This is a genomic window from Paraburkholderia sp. EG287B, assembly GCF_040965595.1.
GTDB lineage: Bacteria > Pseudomonadota > Gammaproteobacteria > Burkholderiales > Burkholderiaceae > Paraburkholderia.
Genome location: NZ_JBFRCG010000007.1, coordinates 83,635 through 101,164, shown reverse-complemented (window position 1 = coordinate 101,164; position 17,530 = coordinate 83,635). Strand labels below are relative to the sequence as shown.

17 protein-coding genes and 1 pseudogene are annotated in these 17,530 nt (G+C 65.1%); 15 read left to right on the top strand and 3 right to left on the bottom strand.

Going from position 1 to position 17,530, the window contains the following annotated elements:
* Positions 1–36: 36 nt before the first annotated feature.
* The 3 genes from AB4Y40_RS13870 (at position 37) to AB4Y40_RS13860 (ending at position 2,723) form a co-directional block, all read left to right on the top strand.
* The gene (locus AB4Y40_RS13870) at positions 37–1,428 is read left to right on the top strand and encodes a uracil-xanthine permease family protein (protein WP_368688174.1); all 1,392 of its coding nucleotides are present in this window, start codon (positions 37–39) and stop codon (positions 1,426–1,428) included.
* Positions 1,429–1,530: 102 nt separating this feature from the next.
* On the top strand, positions 1,531–2,121 hold the full coding sequence (locus AB4Y40_RS13865; protein ID WP_368688173.1) for a helix-turn-helix domain-containing protein: 591 nt from the start codon (positions 1,531–1,533) through the stop codon (positions 2,119–2,121).
* A gap of 53 nt (positions 2,122–2,174) precedes the next feature.
* The gene (locus AB4Y40_RS13860; protein ID WP_368688172.1) at positions 2,175–2,723 is read left to right on the top strand and encodes an N-acetyltransferase family protein; all 549 of its coding nucleotides are present in this window, start codon (positions 2,175–2,177) and stop codon (positions 2,721–2,723) included.
* 19 nt (positions 2,724–2,742) lie between these two features.
* On the opposite strand, the gene AB4Y40_RS13855 is transcribed toward AB4Y40_RS13860, so the two are convergent.
* The gene (locus AB4Y40_RS13855) at positions 2,743–3,096 is read right to left on the bottom strand and encodes a hypothetical protein (protein ID WP_368688171.1); all 354 of its coding nucleotides are present in this window, start codon (positions 3,094–3,096) and stop codon (positions 2,743–2,745) included.
* A gap of 354 nt (positions 3,097–3,450) precedes the next feature.
* Here AB4Y40_RS13855 and AB4Y40_RS13850 point away from each other — a divergent pair, with 354 nt between their 5' ends.
* Entirely contained in the window at positions 3,451–3,720 is a 270-nt protein-coding gene (locus AB4Y40_RS13850; RefSeq protein WP_368688170.1) for a hypothetical protein, read from the top strand.
* Positions 3,721–3,803: 83 nt separating this feature from the next.
* On the opposite strand, the gene AB4Y40_RS13845 is transcribed toward AB4Y40_RS13850, so the two are convergent.
* The gene (locus AB4Y40_RS13845) at positions 3,804–6,089 is read right to left on the bottom strand and encodes an NADP-dependent malic enzyme (protein WP_368688169.1); all 2,286 of its coding nucleotides are present in this window, start codon (positions 6,087–6,089) and stop codon (positions 3,804–3,806) included.
* Between the two features lie 140 nt (positions 6,090–6,229).
* Between AB4Y40_RS13845 and AB4Y40_RS13840 the strand changes: the two genes are divergently transcribed.
* Complete coding sequence (locus AB4Y40_RS13840) at positions 6,230–7,195, top strand: LysR family transcriptional regulator (RefSeq protein ID WP_069266119.1); 966 nt, start codon at positions 6,230–6,232, stop codon at positions 7,193–7,195.
* On the opposite strand, the gene AB4Y40_RS13835 is transcribed toward AB4Y40_RS13840, so the two are convergent.
* Positions 7,192–7,977: a DinB family protein gene (locus AB4Y40_RS13835; protein ID WP_368688168.1), complete on the bottom strand. Its 786-nt coding sequence runs from the start codon at positions 7,975–7,977 to the stop codon at positions 7,192–7,194. The two genes, AB4Y40_RS13840 and AB4Y40_RS13835, sit on opposite strands and share 4 nt — an antisense overlap.
* A 167-nt stretch (positions 7,978–8,144) precedes the next feature.
* Here AB4Y40_RS13835 and AB4Y40_RS13830 point away from each other — a divergent pair, with 167 nt between their 5' ends.
* The 10 genes and pseudogenes from AB4Y40_RS13830 (at position 8,145) to AB4Y40_RS13785 (ending at position 17,515) form a co-directional block, all read left to right on the top strand.
* The gene (locus AB4Y40_RS13830; protein ID WP_368688167.1) at positions 8,145–8,888 is read left to right on the top strand and encodes an IclR family transcriptional regulator; all 744 of its coding nucleotides are present in this window, start codon (positions 8,145–8,147) and stop codon (positions 8,886–8,888) included.
* A gap of 73 nt (positions 8,889–8,961) precedes the next feature.
* Entirely contained in the window at positions 8,962–10,014 is a 1,053-nt protein-coding gene (locus AB4Y40_RS13825; protein WP_368688166.1) for a cyclase family protein, read from the top strand.
* Between the two features lie 45 nt (positions 10,015–10,059).
* Entirely contained in the window at positions 10,060–10,761 is a 702-nt protein-coding gene (locus AB4Y40_RS13820; protein WP_368688165.1) for an SDR family oxidoreductase, read from the top strand.
* A gap of 2 nt (positions 10,762–10,763) precedes the next feature.
* On the top strand, positions 10,764–11,744 hold the full coding sequence (locus AB4Y40_RS13815) for a 3-hydroxyacyl-CoA dehydrogenase (protein WP_368688164.1): 981 nt from the start codon (positions 10,764–10,766) through the stop codon (positions 11,742–11,744).
* Positions 11,745–11,812: 68 nt separating this feature from the next.
* Positions 11,813–13,143: pseudogene (locus AB4Y40_RS13810) on the top strand (short-chain fatty acid transporter).
* Positions 13,144–13,195: 52 nt separating this feature from the next.
* Positions 13,196–13,480 carry a muconolactone Delta-isomerase gene (catC, locus tag AB4Y40_RS13805; RefSeq protein WP_069266126.1) on the top strand — a complete coding sequence of 95 codons (285 nt, stop codon included), beginning with the start codon at positions 13,196–13,198 and terminating at the stop codon, positions 13,478–13,480.
* A 12-nt stretch (positions 13,481–13,492) separates the two neighbouring features.
* A complete protein-coding gene (locus AB4Y40_RS13800; protein ID WP_368688163.1) occupies positions 13,493–13,789 on the top strand; it encodes a YciI family protein in 297 nt (98 codons plus the stop codon).
* Between the two features lie 236 nt (positions 13,790–14,025).
* Entirely contained in the window at positions 14,026–14,202 is a 177-nt protein-coding gene (locus AB4Y40_RS13795; RefSeq protein ID WP_028203043.1) for a DUF1328 family protein, read from the top strand.
* A gap of 257 nt (positions 14,203–14,459) precedes the next feature.
* Positions 14,460–15,632, top strand: a complete 1,173-nt coding sequence (locus AB4Y40_RS13790; protein WP_368688162.1) for a porin — start codon at positions 14,460–14,462, stop codon at positions 15,630–15,632.
* A 203-nt stretch (positions 15,633–15,835) separates the two neighbouring features.
* Complete coding sequence (locus tag AB4Y40_RS13785; RefSeq protein WP_368688161.1) at positions 15,836–17,515, top strand: purple acid phosphatase family protein; 1,680 nt, start codon at positions 15,836–15,838, stop codon at positions 17,513–17,515.
* The last annotated feature ends 15 nt before the right edge of the window (positions 17,516–17,530 follow it).

Sequence of the window (17,530 nt, the reverse complement as noted above, 5' to 3'; positions counted from 1 at the left end):
GAATGCTGCGCTTTCCCTTTTCACCCGCCGCGCCCGATGCACTCCGCTCCATCGACCTCGCCCGCCGCTACCCGCGACGCGAACGACACCGAACTCACCCACGACCTCGTCTACGGCCCCAACGACCGCCCCGCGCCCACCATCGCCTTCGTGGCCGCGCTCCAGCATCTGCTCGCGATCCTCGTGCCGATCGTGACACCTGGGCTCCTGATCTGCCAGGCGCTGGGCGTCTCCAGCCGCGACACCACGCTGATCGTCTCGATGTCGCTGGTGATTTCCGGCATCGCCACGTTCCTGCAATGCAAGCGCGTCGGGCCGCTCGGCGCGGGCCTGCTCATCGTGCAGGGCACGAGCTTCAACTTCGTCGGCCCGCTCATCGCGGGCGGCAGCCTGATGGTCAAGCAGGGCACGGCCGTCGAAACCGTGATGGCCGCCATCTTCGGCGTCGTCATAGCGGGTTCGTTCGTCGAAATGGCCGTGTCGCGCATCCTGCCCTTCATCAAGCGGCTCATCACCCCGCTCGTCACCGGCATCGTCGTGCTGCTGATCGGCCTCACGCTCATCAAGGTCGGCCTGATCAGCATGGGCGGCGGCTATGGCGCCATCGCCAAAGGCAACTTCGCGAGCGTCCAGAACCTCACGCTCTCGGGCCTCGTGCTCGGCGCCATCATCGTGCTCAACCGCGTGCCCGTCGTCTGGGTGCGCAGCACGGCGCTCGTCATCGCCCTCGCCATCGGCTACATCGTTGCGGGCGCAATGGGCCGGCTCGACTTCACCGGCGCGCGCGAAGCCGCGCTGTTCCAGATTCCGACCCCGCTGCATTTCGGCCTGGGCTTCTCGTGGTCGCTCTTCGTTCCCATGCTGATCATCTACCTCGTGACCTCGCTCGAAGCGATCGGCGACGTCACCGCCACCAGCAAGGTCTCGAAGGAGCCGGTGGAAGGTCCCGTGTGGATGCGGCGCATCAAGGGCGGCGTGCTCGTGAACGGCTTCAACTCGCTGCTCGCTGGCTTTTTCAACACGTTTCCCAGCTCCGTGTTCGCGCAGAACAATGGCGTCATCCAGCTCACCGGCATTGCCAGCCGCCACGTCGGGCTCTGGATCGCGGGCATGCTCGTCGTGCTGGGCCTCTTCCCGCCCGTGGCCGGCGTGCTGCAGGCCGTGCCCGAGCCCGTGCTGGGCGGCGCGGCCATGGTGATGTTCGGCGCGGTGGCCGCTTCGGGCATCAACATCCTCGCGGGCACGCGCCTCGACCGCCGCGCGCTGCTCATCATCGCTGTGTCGCTCGCGCTGGGCCTCGGCGTCTCGCAGGTACCGGAGATTCTGACGAGCCTGCCGCATGCGCTCAAGAACGTGCTGGAGTCGGGCGTCGCAACGGGCGGCATCTGTGCGCTCGTGATGAACTGGTTCCTGCCGGAAAAGGCATAACCCTGCGGAGCGTGTGGCCCTGATACTGGGCCGCACGCTTTTTTATTGACCTTAATTTCCAATTTACTGGATAATGACTCCATCATCTTGGAAACAAACCCCATGGATACCCCGACCGACGCCGGCATCAACGAGCGCATTGCCCGCTGTGTGCGCGACCTGCGCGCCACGCGCGGCCTCACGCTCGACGCGCTTGCCACGCGCAGCGGCGTGAGCCGTTCGATGATTTCGATGATCGAACGCGGCGCCGCCAGCCCCACGGCCGTGGTGCTCGAAAAGCTCGCGGCGGGGCTGTCGGTCTCGATGGCGAGCCTGTTCGGCGCCAGCGGCGAGAGCGCGCCCGCCGAGCCGCTGGTGCGCCGCGCGCAGCAGGCGCAGTGGCGCGACCCGCAATCGGGCTATACGCGCCGGAGCGTGTCGCCGCCCAACTGGCCTTCGCCGATCCAGCTGGTCGAAGTGGATTTCCCGGCCGGCGCGCGCGTAGCCTACGAAACGGGCAGCCGCGAGACTGTGATTCACCAGCAGGTCTGGGTGATGGAAGGACGGATCGACGTGGAACTGGGCACTGAACGGCATGCGCTTCACGCGGGCGATTGCCTCGCCATGCGGCTCGATCAGCCGCTCATCTTCAGCAATCCGGGCTCGCAGGCCGCGCGCTACGTCGTCGCCATTTGCGACGCAAGCGGTCTTTGAACCCGCGTCATACGCCGCGATCTTTCACCCTATACATTTAAAGAGGATTCCCCATGAATTCGAACTCACGCAGCGATGGCGTCCGCTTCATCGATTGCAACGAAACGGACCACGCCTCGGCGATTCTCGAGATCCTCAACGACGCGATCGTCAATTCAACGGCACTCTACGACTACAAGCCGCGTCCGCCCGAGGCGATGGTCACGTGGTTCGGCACCAAGCGCGAGAACGGTTTTCCGGTGGTGGGCGCCGTAGACGAGGCCGGCACGCTGCTCGGCTTCGCGAGCTGGGGTACGTTTCGCGCGTTTCCCGCCAACAAGTACACGGTCGAGCACAGCGTGTACGTGCACCGCGACCAGCGCGGCCGTGGCCTCGGCGAACGCCTGCTGCTCGAGTTGATCCGCCGCGCCCGTGAGGAACAGATTCACGTGATCGTCGGCTGCATCGACGCCACCAATGCCGGCAGCATCGCGCTGCACGACAAGCTGGGCTTCACGCACTCGGGCACGATCAAGGAAGCAGGATTCAAGTTCGGACGCTGGCTCGACGCCGCGTTCTACCAGCTCAATCTGGAGATGCCCGCCCCGCCAGTGGACGGCTGACGCTCGCGCGCCCGGCGCCTCAACGTGCGCTGGAACGGGCCGCAGCCACTGTCATCGCGTTGCGGATATGGCGCGCCCGCAGCGGCGCGCGGGCCGCGCGCTTCGAGGCGCACGCCGCGCGCGTGGCACGCAGCTTCGCCTGACTGCGGTTGCGGGACTCGGCCTCGCGCGTGGCACGCCGCGCCTGCCGGCGCACGACGAGCAGCACGCAGACGATGGCCGCGACCACGGCCACGCGAAACGGCGACGACTCGAAGGCGCGTTCCGGCACGTGCAGCAGGAGAATGGAAATGAACACGGCGACCTGAATGAGGATCGCCGAAAGTGAAGCGACGAACAGGTAGGCGTGCAGGCGATCGGTCGGCGGCTTCATGGGGCTGCACTCCAGAAAGTTGCGCGGACAACGATATCGAGTCTGGCTGGTTACACCCCACGCCTCGCGAATGTCATACGCATGGCAACGCGCGAAGCTGGGCAGCGATCATGGGATCGTGCCTGCCCCAAGCTGAAGAGAACCTTAAGGAAAGGCGCCTGCGATAACGCTTTTATCGTCGGACGATAATTCTTTGCGCACCTTACCGACCAACGCCTTTCAGCGCCTTTCGTCTTGCCTCGATTCGTGTGCAACGCAGAAAGGTCTCTTCCGGTTCATGCAGTGCTTACCTAAGGTTGACTTAAGCTCGCACGCCGTACCCTTGCAGGTTGTAATCCGTACGGCAATGCAGTCATGAATCGCACCTATGAATATCGCGGCTACGCAATCCGCGTTGGCGTCGAAGCAAATGGCACGGTCCCGCTCGAGCGCCTGGAAATCGAACGGCCTCGCTATGCAGCGGTGGTAAGTATCGCGGCGCTCGACGAGCGCGCCTTCCCCTCGCCCCTGAAAATCGACAACGCCGCCGGGCTGCCCTTCCACTCCGATATCGACGCCCTGATGGGCGGCTACAGTGAGGCCCGCCGCCTGATCGACGAACAGCTCGCCGCAACGGCGCCCTGACCCGCCAAAGAAAAAACGCGCGACAGCCAGAAGCCGTCGCGCGTTTTTTATCGGGACGCACTGCGTGCGTCCTATGCCTGCACTCAGTCGCGGTTCGCCTGCAACACGGTCAAAGCGGCCATGTTGATGATGCGTCGCACCGTCGAGCTCGACGTCAGCACGTTCACCGGCGCGTTCACGCCCAGCAGGAACGGGCCGACCGCCACGTTGCTGCCCGCCCCCGTCTTGAGCAGGTTGTAGGCGATGTTGCCCGAGTCCACGTTCGGGCACACGAGCAGGTTCGCCGCGCCCTTGAGCTTCGAATGCGGCAGGATACGCAGGCGCAGGGCCTCGTCCAGCGCGCAGTCGCCGTGCATTTCCCCGTCGATTTCCAGATCGGGATTCGTTTCCGTCACGAGCTTGAGCACTTCACGCATCTTCGTGCCCGAGGCCGAGCTGCCCGAGCCGAAGTTCGAACGCGAGAGCAGCGCGACCTTCGGCTGCAGATTCAGCCATTCCATCTGGCGCGCCGCGGCCAGCGTGAACTCGGCGATCTGCTCGGCGTTCGGGTTGTCGTTCACGTGCGTGTCGACGATCGCGACCGTGCGCTTGTCGAGCAGCAGGATGTTCATCGCCGCATACGTATTCGCGTTGCGCTGCTTGCCGATCACCTCGTCGACGAAGCGCAGGTGGTCGTGATACGCGCCCACCGTGCCGCACACCATGCCGTCCGCGTCGCCGAGGCGCACCATCATCGCGCCGATCAGCGTGAGGCGGCGGCGCATTTCCACGCGTGCCATTTCCTTCGAAATGCCGTCGCGGCAGCGCAGTTCCCAATAGGTCGTCCAGTACTGATGGAAGCGCTCGTCGTACTCGGGGTTCGTGACTTCCACGTCTTCGCCGAGCTTCAGGCGCAGGCCGAACTTCTCGATGCGGGCGAGCAGCACTTCCGGACGGCCGATCAGGATCGGACGCGCGAGCTTCTCGTCGACGATCACCTGCACGGCGCGCAGCACGCGCTCTTCCTCGCCTTCGGCGAACACGATGCGCGACTTGCCGCCGTCACGCACGAACTGCTTCGCGGCCGCGAAAATCGGCTTCATGAACGCGCCCGAGTGATACACGAACTGCTGAAGCTCGTTCGTGTACGCGCCGAAGTCGTCGATCGGGCGCGTGGCCACGCCGTCTTCCATCGCCGCCTTCGCGACGGCCGGGGCGATACGCACGATCAGACGCGAGTCGAACGGCTTCGGAATCAGGTACTTCGGGCCGAAGCGCAGATCATAGGCGCCGTAGGCGGCCGCCACCGAATCGTTCAGCTCTTCTTCCGCGAGCTTGGCGATGGCGTGCACCGCCGCGATTTCCATGTTGCGCGTGATGGTCGTTGCACCCACGTCGAGTGCGCCGCGGAAGATGTACGGGAAGCACAGCACGTTGTTGACCTGGTTCGGGAAGTCCGAACGGCCCGTGGCGAGCACCGCGTCCGGGCGCGCTTCGAGCGCGACCTCGGGGAAGATTTCCGGCGTGGGATTGGCAAGCGCGAGAATCAGCGGCTTGTCCGCCATCTTCTTGACCATTTCGGCCTTGAGCACGCCGCCGGCCGACAGGCCGAGGAACACGTCCGCGCCTTCGATCACGTCGGAGAGCGAGCGCGCCGAGGTGTCCTGAGCGAAGCGTTCCTTGTCCGGGTCCATGAGCGTCGTGCGGCCCTGGTAGACCACGCCATCGATGTCGGTCACCCAGATGTTCTTGAGCGGCAGGCCCAGATCCACCATGAGGTCCAGACAGGCCAGCGCCGCTGCGCCCGCGCCCGAGGTCACGACCTTGACCTTCGAAATGTCCTTGCCGATCACCTTCAGGCCGTTCATGAACGCGGCCGAAACGGTGATGGCGGTGCCGTGCTGATCGTCGTGGAAGACCGGAATCTTCATGCGCTCGCGCAGCTTGCGCTCGACCGTGAAGCAGTCGGGAGCCTTGATGTCTTCCAGATTGATGCCGCCGAACGTGGCTTCGAGGCTCGCGATGATGTCCACGAGCTTGTCCGGGTCGCTTTCGGTGATTTCGATGTCGAACACGTCGATGCCGGCGAACTTCTTGAAGAGCACCGCCTTGCCTTCCATGACCGGCTTGGAGGCCAGCGCACCGATGTTGCCGAGACCGAGAACCGCTGTGCCGTTCGTGATCACGCCCACCAGATTGCCGCGCGCCGTGTAGCGGAACGAGTTCTGCGGATTGTCGACGATCTCCTCGCAGGCCACGGCCACGCCCGGCGTATAGGCGAGCGCGAGGTCGCGCTGGGTGACGAGCGGCTTGCTGGCCGTCACCGAAATCTTGCCCGGGGTGGGGAATTCGTGATATTCGAGGGCGGCCTGACGATCGGTCTTGTTCATGTTCCTCACTCTGGTGGTGTGCCCCGCGCACGGAAGGCGCGGCGGTCGTGTTCGAATGAGGCGATTCTAGAGAGCCCTCATAACGTGTCCATTTTGATTTAGTATGGGGCCATCATTTTTTGGTAATACCTTGGGGAATCGTGTCTTTCAGCATTGACGACGTGACGAGGCGGTTGAATACGCGCCTGAAAATGCGCCATCTGGTCCTGCTCCTGCAGATCCGCCAGCACGGCTCGCTCACGCGCGTGGCGGAACACATGGCGACGAGCCAGCCCGCCGTCACCAACGCGCTGGCTGAAATGGAGAGCATGTTCGGCGCGCCGCTGTTTGACCGTACGCCGCGCGGCATGACGCCCACGGCGCTCGGCAACGTGGTGCTCGCACGCGCCCAGGCCATGCTGCACGACCTCGACCACCTCGCGCGCGACATCGAAGCCGTGGTGGCCGGCCACGCCACGCGCGTGCACGTGGGCGTGATTCCGTTCATCTCGGGACGCACGCTCGCCGCCGCCATTCGCCTCACGCAGTCGCGGCTGCCGCAACGCGTGACCATGACGATTCACGAAGGCACGAGCGACGCGCTCCTGCCGCAGCTGCGCGACCATACGCTCGATATCGTGATCGGGCGAGCGTCCTCGGCCGTTGACGTCTCGCAATTGCGTTTCGAGGTGCTGCATCAGCAAAAGCCGCGGCTCATTGCCAGCCGCCGGCTCGCGGCGCGGCTCGCGCGCGGCAAGCTCGACTGGGAAAAGCTGGTCGAACTGGACTGGATCCTGGGCGCGCCACACACGCCCATCCGCGAGCAGATTTCCGACCTCTTCCTGCATGCGGGCGTGGCGCCGCCCGTGCCGATCGTGGAGAGCTACACGTCGCGGCTGATCGGCGAGATGATCAGCACGAACGAGAACGCCGTGTCGATCGTGCCCGCCGATATTGCCGAGGAACTCGTGCACTTCGCGGGCGTGGCGATCGTGCCGTACACGCTCGACTGGACGCTGCCGCCGGTGGCGATGTTCACGCGCGCGGGCGTGCTGCGCGATGTCGACGCCACTTTCGGGCAGTCGCTGCGCGAGCTGTATCAGGAGGCGGAGAAGGCGCGGGGTTAAGCCGCTTCCTGCAGCTCGCTTTCCAGCTCTTCCAGCTCCAGGCCGTGCGTACGGTCGTGGTCGAGCAGCTCGCGCACGAGTTCTTCCAGCGTCATGCGCCGCACGCCGTCGCGCAGCCCGCAGCGCAAGCGCTGCTCGGGCGTGAGACGTTTGAGCGAGGTGCAAAGACGGCGCCGCCCTTCGCTGAATTCGCCCATCGCGGCGGCGAGATCCTGCTTCATGTATTCGCGTTCTTCCGCGATCGCCGTGCCGTCCACCGATGCGATTTCCGGCAGCTGAGCCTTGCGTACGACGCTGAAGCGCTCGGCGAAAACGGCGTCGAGATCGCGCAAATGGCATGCGTGTTCGAGCAACGAGAAGCCCGTGCCGCCTGGCCGGCGCCCCCATTGGTTCGTGGGCACGCGCTTGACGAGCGCCTCGAAGCGTTCCGGCATGGTTGCGAGCGCTTCGATCACCGCTTCGAACGGCAAGACGACCGGCTGCGCGCTGAACACGGCGCCATAGCTGAACAGTGCCCCGCTCACGCGGCCGCGCGCCTGCGCGACTTCGTGGCCGTGGCGGCGCATCACCTCGGCAACCAGCGCGCCGCAGTACTGGCGCGCTGTGGTGTCCTCCCCGATTTCCGGAAACTTCTGCGCGATTTCCTCGGCCACGGCGGCAATCGCCGCCACACCGACGCGCGAAAGCACCGCGTATTCCACATAGCGCCCAGGCGCGTCGATCAAGGCTTCCAGCTGGCTGGCGAGCGGAGTCGCCTTGAAACGGTCGAAGCGTGAATGCACGTTGCCTCCTAATAGCTCGAATCGTAACGTATCAAAACAATACGTTACAAAACGCGAAGACGCAAGTGCTTGAACGTGAACGGGCGCAGGCTCGATCGCTGCGACGATTTAGGTGTTTACCCGTAATCGTATTGTCAGCTGGTTATCGGTATGCCGATAATACTCTCATGGATGTGAAAACTGCAGTGCGCGTCTTCGACGTGATCAACCTCTTTGCCGAAGTCCGGCAACCGATGATCTACAGCGAGATTGCGCGTCGAACCGAGATCCCGCTGTCGAGCTGCCACGCGCTGTTGCAGACGATGGTGGCCAAAGGCTATCTGTACGCGCCGGGCGTGAAGGCGGGCTACTACCCCACGCAGCGTCTCTTGCACGTGGCGCGCGACATCTGCAGCGAGGACCCGCTCACGCTGATGTTTCAGCCGCTGCTTTCGGCGTTGCGCGACGCGACCGGCGAAACCGCCGCGCTCGCCACGCTTGCGGGCAACCGCGTGGTCTATCTCGACGTCATGGAGTCGCGCCAGAAGATCCGCTACAGCGACGAGCCGGGCGGCTTCATGACGATTGCGAGCGCCGCGGGCAAGGCGCTGCTCGGCGCTCTCGCCCCGGCCGCGCGCCGCAAACTGCTCGACAGCTGCGAGCCGCAGCTGCACTCGGCCAACGGCGCGGTGATCGACCGCGGTGCGTTCGAGCGCGACGTCGAGCAGGGCGTGACGGACGGCTGGCATCGCTCGACGGGCGAGAGCGTGGAGGACGTAGCCGGCCTCGCGCGCGGATTCCTGATTCATGGCGAGGCGTTTGCGCTCGTCATCGGCGCGCCCAAGGCGCGTCTTCTCAAGAACGAGCAGCACGCCGTGAAGGCGCTGCTCGAGGTGTACGCGCAAATTCCGCCAACGCTGCTGGCCGCGTGAGGCACATCGAGCGCCTCGGGCGCTGAATGCAGCGAGGCGCGTAGCGCGAAATTCCTGAAGTGGAGGGTCAAGCATGCGTTGGAAGAACCGGCCGGAAGGCTCGAACTGGGGCGACTTCGGTCCCGGCGATCAATTGGGGCGCCCCAATCTCATCGGCGCCGAGCAGGTGCTCAAGGGCGCGCAGGAAATTCGCGCGGGTCTCACGTTCACCCTTTCGCTGCCGCTCGACTTTCCCGGCGACAGCAAGCTCAACGTGCGCCGCCATCCGCCGGTGCTGCGTCCCACCTTCCGCGACGGCCTGCCCTATGTGAACTTCCCGTTCGCACGGAACGTTGCGGGCGCGACCGACGTGGTGAGCGACGATCAGGTGCTGCTCTCGCTTCAATACTCCACGCAGTGGGATTCGCTCGCGCACGTGGGCGCGCGCTTCGACGCCAACGGCGACGGCGTGGCCGAGAGCGTCTACTACAACGGCTATCGCGCGAACCTGGACGTGGTCGGCCCGATGGAATATCGCGCGGACGACAACTTCGCGCCTCACGCGTGCGGCGGCGAGCATAGCCATGCCGATGTGCTCGGCATCGAGCATCTTGCCGTGAAGGGCATGCAAGGCCGCGGCGTGCTGATCGATTTCGCCGCGCATTTTGGCCGTGAGTTTCGCACCGTGGGCTACGACGACCTGATGCGCGTGATCGAGGCCGACGGCGTGGAAGTCGAGCGCGGCGACATGCTCGTGCTGCGCACCGGCTTCGCGGAGATGGTGCTCGAAATGAACCGCCAGCCCGACGAAGCCGTGTTGTCGAGCCACTGCAGCGCACTCGACGGGCGCGACGAGCGCCTGCTGCAATGGATCACCGACTCGGGCATCGCGGCGCTCGCCGCCGACAACTACGCCGTCGAACGCTATCCCGCGCGTGCGCCCGCGGCACCCGGCGACCACCCGCTCATGCCGCTGCATCACCACTGCCTGTTCAAGCTCGGCCTGCCGCTGGGCGAGCTCTGGTATTTGCGCGATCTCGCCCAGTGGCTGCGCGAGCACCAGCGCTCGCGCTTCATGCTCACCGCGCCGCCGCTGCGGCTGCCGGGCGCCATGGGCTCGCCCGTCACGCCTGTCGCCACGGTTTGACGAACTGCTTCGCTTTCCTTTGTTTTATCCGTATTCCCGAAAGACATGGCTAAAGAAAGAGTCCTGATTACCGGCGGCGCTGCCGGCATCGGCGCCGCCTGCGCCGCGCGTTGCGAGGCCGACGGCTACGAGGCCGTCGTCATCGACCGCGTGGGCGACGGCATCATCGCCGATCTCTCCGACATCGAGGCCACGGCAGCCGCGCTCGCCCGCGCGCTCAAAGGCGGCCCGATCACGCGCCTCATCAACAACGTGGGCGTGGTCGTGCCCAACGACGCCGAGCACCAGTCGCTCGAAGAACTCGAACGCGCATGGTCGCTGAACGTGCGCTGCGCGCAGCAGTGCATGCAGGCGCTGTTGCCCGGCATGAAGGCCGCGGGCTTCGGGCGCATCGTCAACATGTCGTCGCGCGCCGCGCTCGGTAAAGAGCTGCGTACGGCCTATTCGGCCACCAAGGCCGCGTTGATCGGCATGACGCGCGTATGGGCGCTCGAACTCGGCGCACTCGGCGTGACCGCGAATGCCATTGGCCCGGGTCCGATCCGCACCGAACTGTTCGACCGCGCCAACCCGCCCGGCGCGCCGCGCACCGAAGCGATCATCAACGCCGTGCCCGTCAAGCGCGTAGGCACGCCCGACGATGTCGCGCACGCGGCCTCGTATCTGCTCGACGCGCGCAGCGGCTTCGTGACCGGCCAGGTGCTCTACGTGTGCGGCGGCATGACCGTCGGCGTCGCGGGAGTTTGACGATGGCGGCTCCCCAAACGCCTGTGCAAGCCTGCGAACCACGACGCGCCGGCATTATCGGCGCGGGCAGCATCGGCGTGGCGTTCGCGATCTGCTTTGCGCGGGCCGGCTGGCGCGTGCGCCTCTACGATCCCGACGTCGCACGCCGCGCCGCGGCGCGTGCAGAGATTGCGCTGCGTCTCGACGATCTCACGCAATACGCCCTGCTCGACGAAAGCGCGCAGGCAATCGCCGCGCGCGTCACGATCGTCGAGACGCTCGAAGCCGCCGTGGCGCAAACCGATCTCGTGCAGGAATGCGCACCCGAGCGCGCCGAACTCAAGCGCGAGCTCTTCGCGCAGCTCGACCGCGCCGCGCCGCCCGAAGCGATTCTCGCGAGCGCTTCGTCGTTTCTCGCGGCCTCGAAATTCGTCGACGCTACGCTGCCCGGTCGCGCGCGCTGCCTCGTCGCCCATCCCGGCAACCCGCCCTACCTCGTGCCCGTGATCGAGGTCGTGCCCGCACCGTTCACGTCCGAAGCGGCGGCCGCGCGCGCAATCGCGCTCTACGCCGAAGCGGGAATGAAGCCCGTGCGCGTGAAGCACGAAGTGGAAGGCTTCATCTTCAACCGCCTGCAAGGCGCCGTGCTGCGCGAAGCGTATTGCCTCGTGCGCGACGGCGTGGCGTCGGTGGAAGACATCGACACCGTGATGCGCGAAGGCCTCGGCCCGCGCTGGTCGGTGATCGGCCCATTCGAGACCGTCGATCTGAACACACGCGGCGGCATCGCCTCGCATGCGCAGAAGATGGGCCCTTCGTACGCACGCATGGGCGCCGAACGCGGCCAGCACGACCCGTGGACGCCCGAACTCGTCGCCCAGGTCGAGGCGGCGAGGCGCGCGGCGCTGCCGCTCGATCAATGGGACGAGCGTGTGGGCTGGCGCGACCGCCAGCTCATGCATCTCGCCCGCCATCGCAAGACCCAAAGCCACGACGACTCATAAGCGCGTCCAACGCGCGCCGAGAGCCGAAGAGACCCGACAACTACTACGATTCAAATAGAGACACTTCCATGCAGAAAGTCACCGCTTTCTTTACCGAGCTGATGCGCCGGTATTTGCCCGATCCGTTCGTGTTCGCGATCGGCCTCACCTTGCTGACGATGGCCCTTGCCGTGATCGTGCAGGGACAAGCCGTCACGGCGCTCACCACGAGCTGGGGCAAGGGCTTCTGGGCGCTGCTCGCGTTCACCACGCAAATGGCGGTGATTCTCGCGATGGGCTACGTGCTCGCGACCGCGCCGCTCACCGACCGCTTTCTGAACCGCCTGGTGGCGCGCGTGAACGATCCGCGCATGGCGATCGTCGTCGCCACGCTGGTGGGCGGCATCGGCAGCTATCTGAACTGGGGCTTCGGCCTCGTGGTGGGCGGCATCGTCGCGCGCAAGCTCGCGCTGCGTGTGAAAGGCGTGCACTACCCGCTCATCATCGCTTCGGCGTATAGCGGCTTTACGCTCTACGGCCTCGGGCTTTCGGCCAGCATTCCCGTGCTGATCTCCACGAAGGGCCATCCACTCGAAGGGCAAATGGGCGTCATTCCGCTCTCCGAAACGATCTTCTCGCCCACCATGCTCATCACGAGCCTCGTGACCCTCATCACGCTGCCGCTGCTGAACGCATGGCTGCACCCCAAGCCCGGTCAGCCGATCAAGGAAATCGACCGCGCCCAGGAAGAAAAACAGCAGAAGGCCGCGGCGCTCGGCGTGGATCTTGACGAAGGCAACACGCTCGCCAACCGCCTGAACAACAGCCGTCTGCTGAGCTACGTGATCGGCCTGATCGGCATGGGCTATGTCGCGCTGCACTTCGTGCAGGGCGGCTCGATCGACCTGAACGTCATCAACTTCTTCATCCTGTTCCTCGGCATCCTGCTGCTCGGCACGCCGATCCGCTATGTTGAGAAACTCAACGAAGGCATTCGCACGATCAGCGGCATCATTCTGCAGTACCCGTTCTACGCGGGCATCATGGCGATCATGGCGTCTTCGGGTCTCGTCAATACGTTTTCCGAGGCCTTCGTGAAAATCGCGACGCCGGCCACGCTGCCGTTCTGGGGCTTGATCAGCTCGTTCGTCATCAACTTCTTCGCGCCTTCGGGCGGTGGCCACTGGGTCATCCAGGGACCGTTCATGATCGAAGCGGCGAAGACCATCGGCGCCTCCGTGGGCCATACCTCCACGGCCGTGATGCTCGGCAATGCCTGGAACGACCTCGTGCAGCCGTTCTGGATCTTGCCCGCCCTCGCGCTTTCGAAGCTCAAGCTCAAGGACATCATGGGCTACACGTCATCATGATGTTCTGGATCGGCATCGTGTATTCGGTCGCGATTCTCGCCTGGGGCTGATTGGCTCTTATCGGCGCCCCTTACTGAACCCCATCCTCACCGGAGACTATCCATGCTGTTTCTCGTGCACATGCAGGTGCAGATTCCGCACGGCACCGACGCCGCCTTCGCCGACGCCCTCAAGGCCGAGGAAAAAGCGTTTTCGCAGAAGCTGCAACGAGAAGGCAAGTGGCGCCACCTGTGGCGCGTGGCCGGCGAATACGCGAATTACAGCGTGTTCGATGTCGAATCGAACGACGAACTCCATACGCTGCTTACCGCGTTGCCGCTCTTCCCGTTCCTGAAGATCAGCGTGACGCCGCTCGCCCAGCATCCGTCGGCCATCGTGCCCAACTGAGAGGAACGCGCCATGCCTTTTCTGATCGAAACGTTCGACAAGCCCGGTCACGCCGAAGTGCGGACACGCGAGCGCGATGCGCATCTGGCGTTTCTCGCGCAAAACAAGGCCCTGTTGCTGGCCTGCGGCGCGAAGCTCAACGACGACGGCAGCAGCGCAGGCGGCGGCATCTATATCGTCGACCTCGAAACCCGCGAGGAAGCCGAACGCTTCATCGCGCAGGATCCGTTCACGCACGTCGGCCTGTTCGAGAGCGTGAAGATCGTGCGCTGGCGCAAGGCCTATATCGACGGGACGTCCTTCCTGTAAGCGCTACGCGCCTGCAGTCGCGCGACCATTCAGTTCGTTTTCGACCCTCGACGGCGCCGTGCTCCCCTGTGCGGCGCCGTGTTGGCCCGGCGTGTGCCTCCGCACGCCGGGCCGTTTTTCCTTCCCGCCCGGTTGGGCGCCCCCGCCGGGCACATCGATTGCTGGACAGGTGCGCTGTCGTCCATCGAGCAGCGCGGCCCATGTGGCGGCGCCTTCACGCGAGGAGGAAACCGATCATGCTAAAAATGGCCCTGTTCTTTGCCGTGATCGCCGTGATCGCGGCCCTGTTTGGCTTCACGGGGATTGCGGCCGGCGCGGCCGCGATTGCGAAGATCCTGTTCTTTATCTTTGTGGTGCTGTGCGTGGTGTTCCTCGTGATCGCGCTCGTGGTGACGAAGAAGATCGTCGATTGACCGAAGCGCGAACGACGCCCGGGGCGCCGGCGCTGCCTTGGGCCCCATCAAGCCGCACCCGCGCACGGGAAGCCGTGGCATCTATGGTTGACTTATCAACAAAATATGGCGACGCGATTTTCCCATGAACCGAACGTATCAAGAACCTGAACGAAGTTTCATTTTAGGGGCCATTTTCGACACGTTCGCGTAATCGCCCTCGCCTAAATTTCCGGTTCCGCCACACACGAAGCATTCTCCTTCTCAACGGAACCGAAATGAAAAAAGCGTTGTTGAATCTCCTCGCGCTCGCGGCGGCCGCCGCCTGCACGAGCGCTCACGCACAAAGCAGCGTGACGCTCTACGGCACGGTCGATGCGGGCCTCGACTACGTCAGCAATCAGAAGTCGCCCACGGATCATGGCACGACGTGGGGCATGCAGTCCGGCAACGTGAGCACGAGCCGCTGGGGCCTGCGTGGCACGGAAGACCTGGGCGGCGGCCTCAAGGCGATCTTCGACCTCGAGAACGGTTTCTCGGTCGTCAACGGCAAGGGCTCCAACGGCGGTTATCTGTTCGGCCGGCAGGCGTGGCTGGGTCTCTCCAGCGACCAGTACGGCACCCTCACGCTCGGGCGCCAGTACGACGCGCTCGTGGACATGGTCGCGCCCATGTCGGCCACGGGCTCCGGCTTCGGCGGCAATATCGCGATGCACCCGTTCGACAACGACAACCTCAACAACGACGTGCGCATGAACAACGCCGTCAAGTTCCGCAGCGCAACCTACGCGGGCTTCCAGGTGGAAGGCGCCTACGCGTTCAGCAACCAGGGCGGCGGCTTCGCGAACAATAACGCCTACACGATGGGCGCTTCGTGGAACGGCGGCCCGATCGACCTGGCCGTGGCGTACTTCCAGGGCAACGAGCCCGGTTCGACCACCAACGGCGCGCTGAGCGCCGGCAGCGGCACCGACAACGATCCGATGTCCGTGGCGGCACGCACGCGCACGCTCGGTGCGGGCGGCAGCTATACGATCGGGCCGGCGAAGGTGGGCCTCGTGTTCACGCGCACGATGGTCGCCGAGCCCACGCAGATCGCCCAGGGCGGCTCGCTCAATGCGTTCGACGCCGACTACCTGACGTTCAATAACTTCGAAGTGAACGGGCGTTACGCGCTCACGCCGCAACTGAGCCTGGGCGGCACCTATACGTATACGGACGGGTCGGTCAGCCGTGCGGAGGGCAACGCGTCGCCCCACTGGAACCAGTTCATGCTGCAAGCCGACTACGCGCTGAGCCGCCGCACCGACGTGTATCTGGAAGGCGTCTATCAGCGCGTTTCGGGCGCGCAAGGGATTCCGGTGCTCGGCAATGCGTCGATCTACAACCTCGCGGCTTCGTCCAGCAATACGCAGGCGGTCGTCGCGGCAGGCATGCGCCTGAAGTTCTAAGCCCATGCTTAACGGCTAGGCGAGGGCCGCGCGATCCAAGCGCGGCCCGTCGTGCTGCGTAAAATAAGGGCAGTGTCATCGCCAGGTCATGCAAGCGCGCCATCGTTGCGCAGACACTCACCCTGCGATGCTTGCGCCCGCGCGCGTCAGTCATGCAAGTCCGCCAGCGCAGGCTTCGCCTTCTGCTCCCGAGGCGAGACGACATGACGAATAAAGACATCCCCGAGAATGCATCCACCGAAAGCGGCGCCAGTGTCTCGCGCCGCGGCTTCCTCAAGCTTGCCGGCGCTTCCGGCTTCGCGAGCGCGGCCGGCGCTTTCGCGGGCAGTGCGAAAGCCGACGCCAACACACCCGACGGCACGCCCGAGCAGATCCACCTCACCTGGGGCGAAGACCCGACACGCGAAGTCGTCGTGTCGTGGGCATCGCTCGCCTCCTCCACGAATCCGCGCGTGATCTACAGCGCCGATCGCGGCAAACGCGAGACGGTGCACGCCATTCAACGCACCTATACCGACGGGCTCACCGGCGTCGTCGTCTTCACGTATCACGCGCGGCTGCATGGGCTGGACCCGGCCACCACCTACCGCTATGAAGTCACCGCCGATAACGACAGCCACGCGGGCAGCCCGTTTTCGTCGAGCTTCACCACGGCGCCGCGCGGGCGCGCCAAGTTCCGCTTCACGAGCTACGGCGACCTCGCCACGCCGAACACGGGCTGGGTGCTGTCGTCGCCGCAAAGCCGCTTCGCCGTCGAGGCCGTGGAGCGCTTCCAGCCGCTCTTTCATCTGCTCAATGGCGACCTCTGCTACGCGAACCTGAATCCCGCGCACCAGACCGACGTGTGGCGCGACTTCGGCAACAACAATCAGACGTCGTCCGCGAATCGTCCGTGGATGCCTTGCCCCGGCAATCACGAGATCGAGTTCTACAACGGCCCGCAGGGTCTGAATTCGTATCTCACGCGCTATACGCTGCCGCATAACGGCACGCAGTTTTCGGGCCGCTGGTACAGCTTCCGCGTGAGCAACGTGCTGTTCGTCTCGCTCGACGCCGACGACGTGGTCTACCAGGACGCCGCCGCGTTCGTGGCCGGCCCGTCGCCGCTCGTGCCCGCGGCGAGCACGGGCAACGCGCCGGTTCAGCCGGGCACGTCGTTCTACGTGCGCGGCTACAGCAACGGCGTGCAGACGCGCTGGTTAGAGCAAACCCTGAAGCTGGCAAGAGAGGACGACGATATCGACTGGATCGTGGTGCAGATGCACCAGGACGCGCTCAGTTCGTCGAAGACTGGCAACGGCTCGGACAAGGGCATACGCGAAGCGTGGCTGCCCCTCTTCGACCGCTATGGCGTGGACCTCGTAGTGTGCGGCCACGATCACGACTACGAGCGCAGCTACCCGGTGCGCGGCTGCAATCATCACGCGGGCGTCGATGCGAAGACCGGCGCGAGCGTCGACACGCTTCAGCCGCGTCCCGTCACGCACGCCCAAGGCACGGGCAACACCTTCGACACGAGCCACGGCACGATCCACCTGATCCTCGGCGGCGGCGGCACGAGCGCGCCGCTCGACGTGTATGGCGTGGACGCCGGCAACGGCAATCCGCAGGCCCAGGTGTTCACGAAGCCCAACCACCCGGTGGCGGGCACGACCGCGGGCACGTTCGCACGCCCCACGGCGGATGCGCTCGAAGACGCGATCTGGTCGGCGCAGCGCGATACGGGCACGGGCTACGGCATTGCGGTGTTCGACGTCGATCCCGGCTCGCACGGCGGCAAGACGACGATCACGATGAACTACTATCACGCGCCCGGTGCGGATCAAACGCCGACCGGCAATTATGAGTTGTTCGAAACGATTACGCTGGCGAAGTCACGCTAAGCGAACCGCGCGGGG

Excerpts from the sequence above, each read along its gene's own strand:
- AB4Y40_RS13870 (WP_368688174.1), top strand. The coding sequence starts at position 37 with ATGCACTCCGCTCCATCGACCTCGCCCGCCGCTACCCGCGACGCGAAC.
- AB4Y40_RS13865 (WP_368688173.1), top strand. The coding sequence starts at position 1,531 with ATGGATACCCCGACCGACGCCGGCATCAACGAGCGCATTGCCCGCTGT.
- AB4Y40_RS13860 (WP_368688172.1), top strand. The coding sequence starts at position 2,175 with ATGAATTCGAACTCACGCAGCGATGGCGTCCGCTTCATCGATTGCAAC.
- AB4Y40_RS13855 (WP_368688171.1), bottom strand. The coding sequence starts at position 3,096 with ATGAAGCCGCCGACCGATCGCCTGCACGCCTACCTGTTCGTCGCTTCA.
- AB4Y40_RS13850 (WP_368688170.1), top strand. The coding sequence starts at position 3,451 with ATGAATCGCACCTATGAATATCGCGGCTACGCAATCCGCGTTGGCGTC.
- AB4Y40_RS13845 (WP_368688169.1), bottom strand. The coding sequence starts at position 6,089 with ATGAACAAGACCGATCGTCAGGCCGCCCTCGAATATCACGAATTCCCC.
- AB4Y40_RS13830 (WP_368688167.1), top strand. The coding sequence starts at position 8,145 with ATGGATGTGAAAACTGCAGTGCGCGTCTTCGACGTGATCAACCTCTTT.
- AB4Y40_RS13825 (WP_368688166.1), top strand. The coding sequence starts at position 8,962 with ATGCGTTGGAAGAACCGGCCGGAAGGCTCGAACTGGGGCGACTTCGGT.
- AB4Y40_RS13820 (WP_368688165.1), top strand. The coding sequence starts at position 10,060 with ATGGCTAAAGAAAGAGTCCTGATTACCGGCGGCGCTGCCGGCATCGGC.
- AB4Y40_RS13815 (WP_368688164.1), top strand. The coding sequence starts at position 10,764 with ATGGCGGCTCCCCAAACGCCTGTGCAAGCCTGCGAACCACGACGCGCC.
- catC (WP_069266126.1), top strand. The coding sequence starts at position 13,196 with ATGCTGTTTCTCGTGCACATGCAGGTGCAGATTCCGCACGGCACCGAC.
- AB4Y40_RS13800 (WP_368688163.1), top strand. The coding sequence starts at position 13,493 with ATGCCTTTTCTGATCGAAACGTTCGACAAGCCCGGTCACGCCGAAGTG.
- AB4Y40_RS13795 (WP_028203043.1), top strand. The coding sequence starts at position 14,026 with ATGCTAAAAATGGCCCTGTTCTTTGCCGTGATCGCCGTGATCGCGGCC.
- AB4Y40_RS13790 (WP_368688162.1), top strand. The coding sequence starts at position 14,460 with ATGAAAAAAGCGTTGTTGAATCTCCTCGCGCTCGCGGCGGCCGCCGCC.
- AB4Y40_RS13785 (WP_368688161.1), top strand. The coding sequence starts at position 15,836 with ATGACGAATAAAGACATCCCCGAGAATGCATCCACCGAAAGCGGCGCC.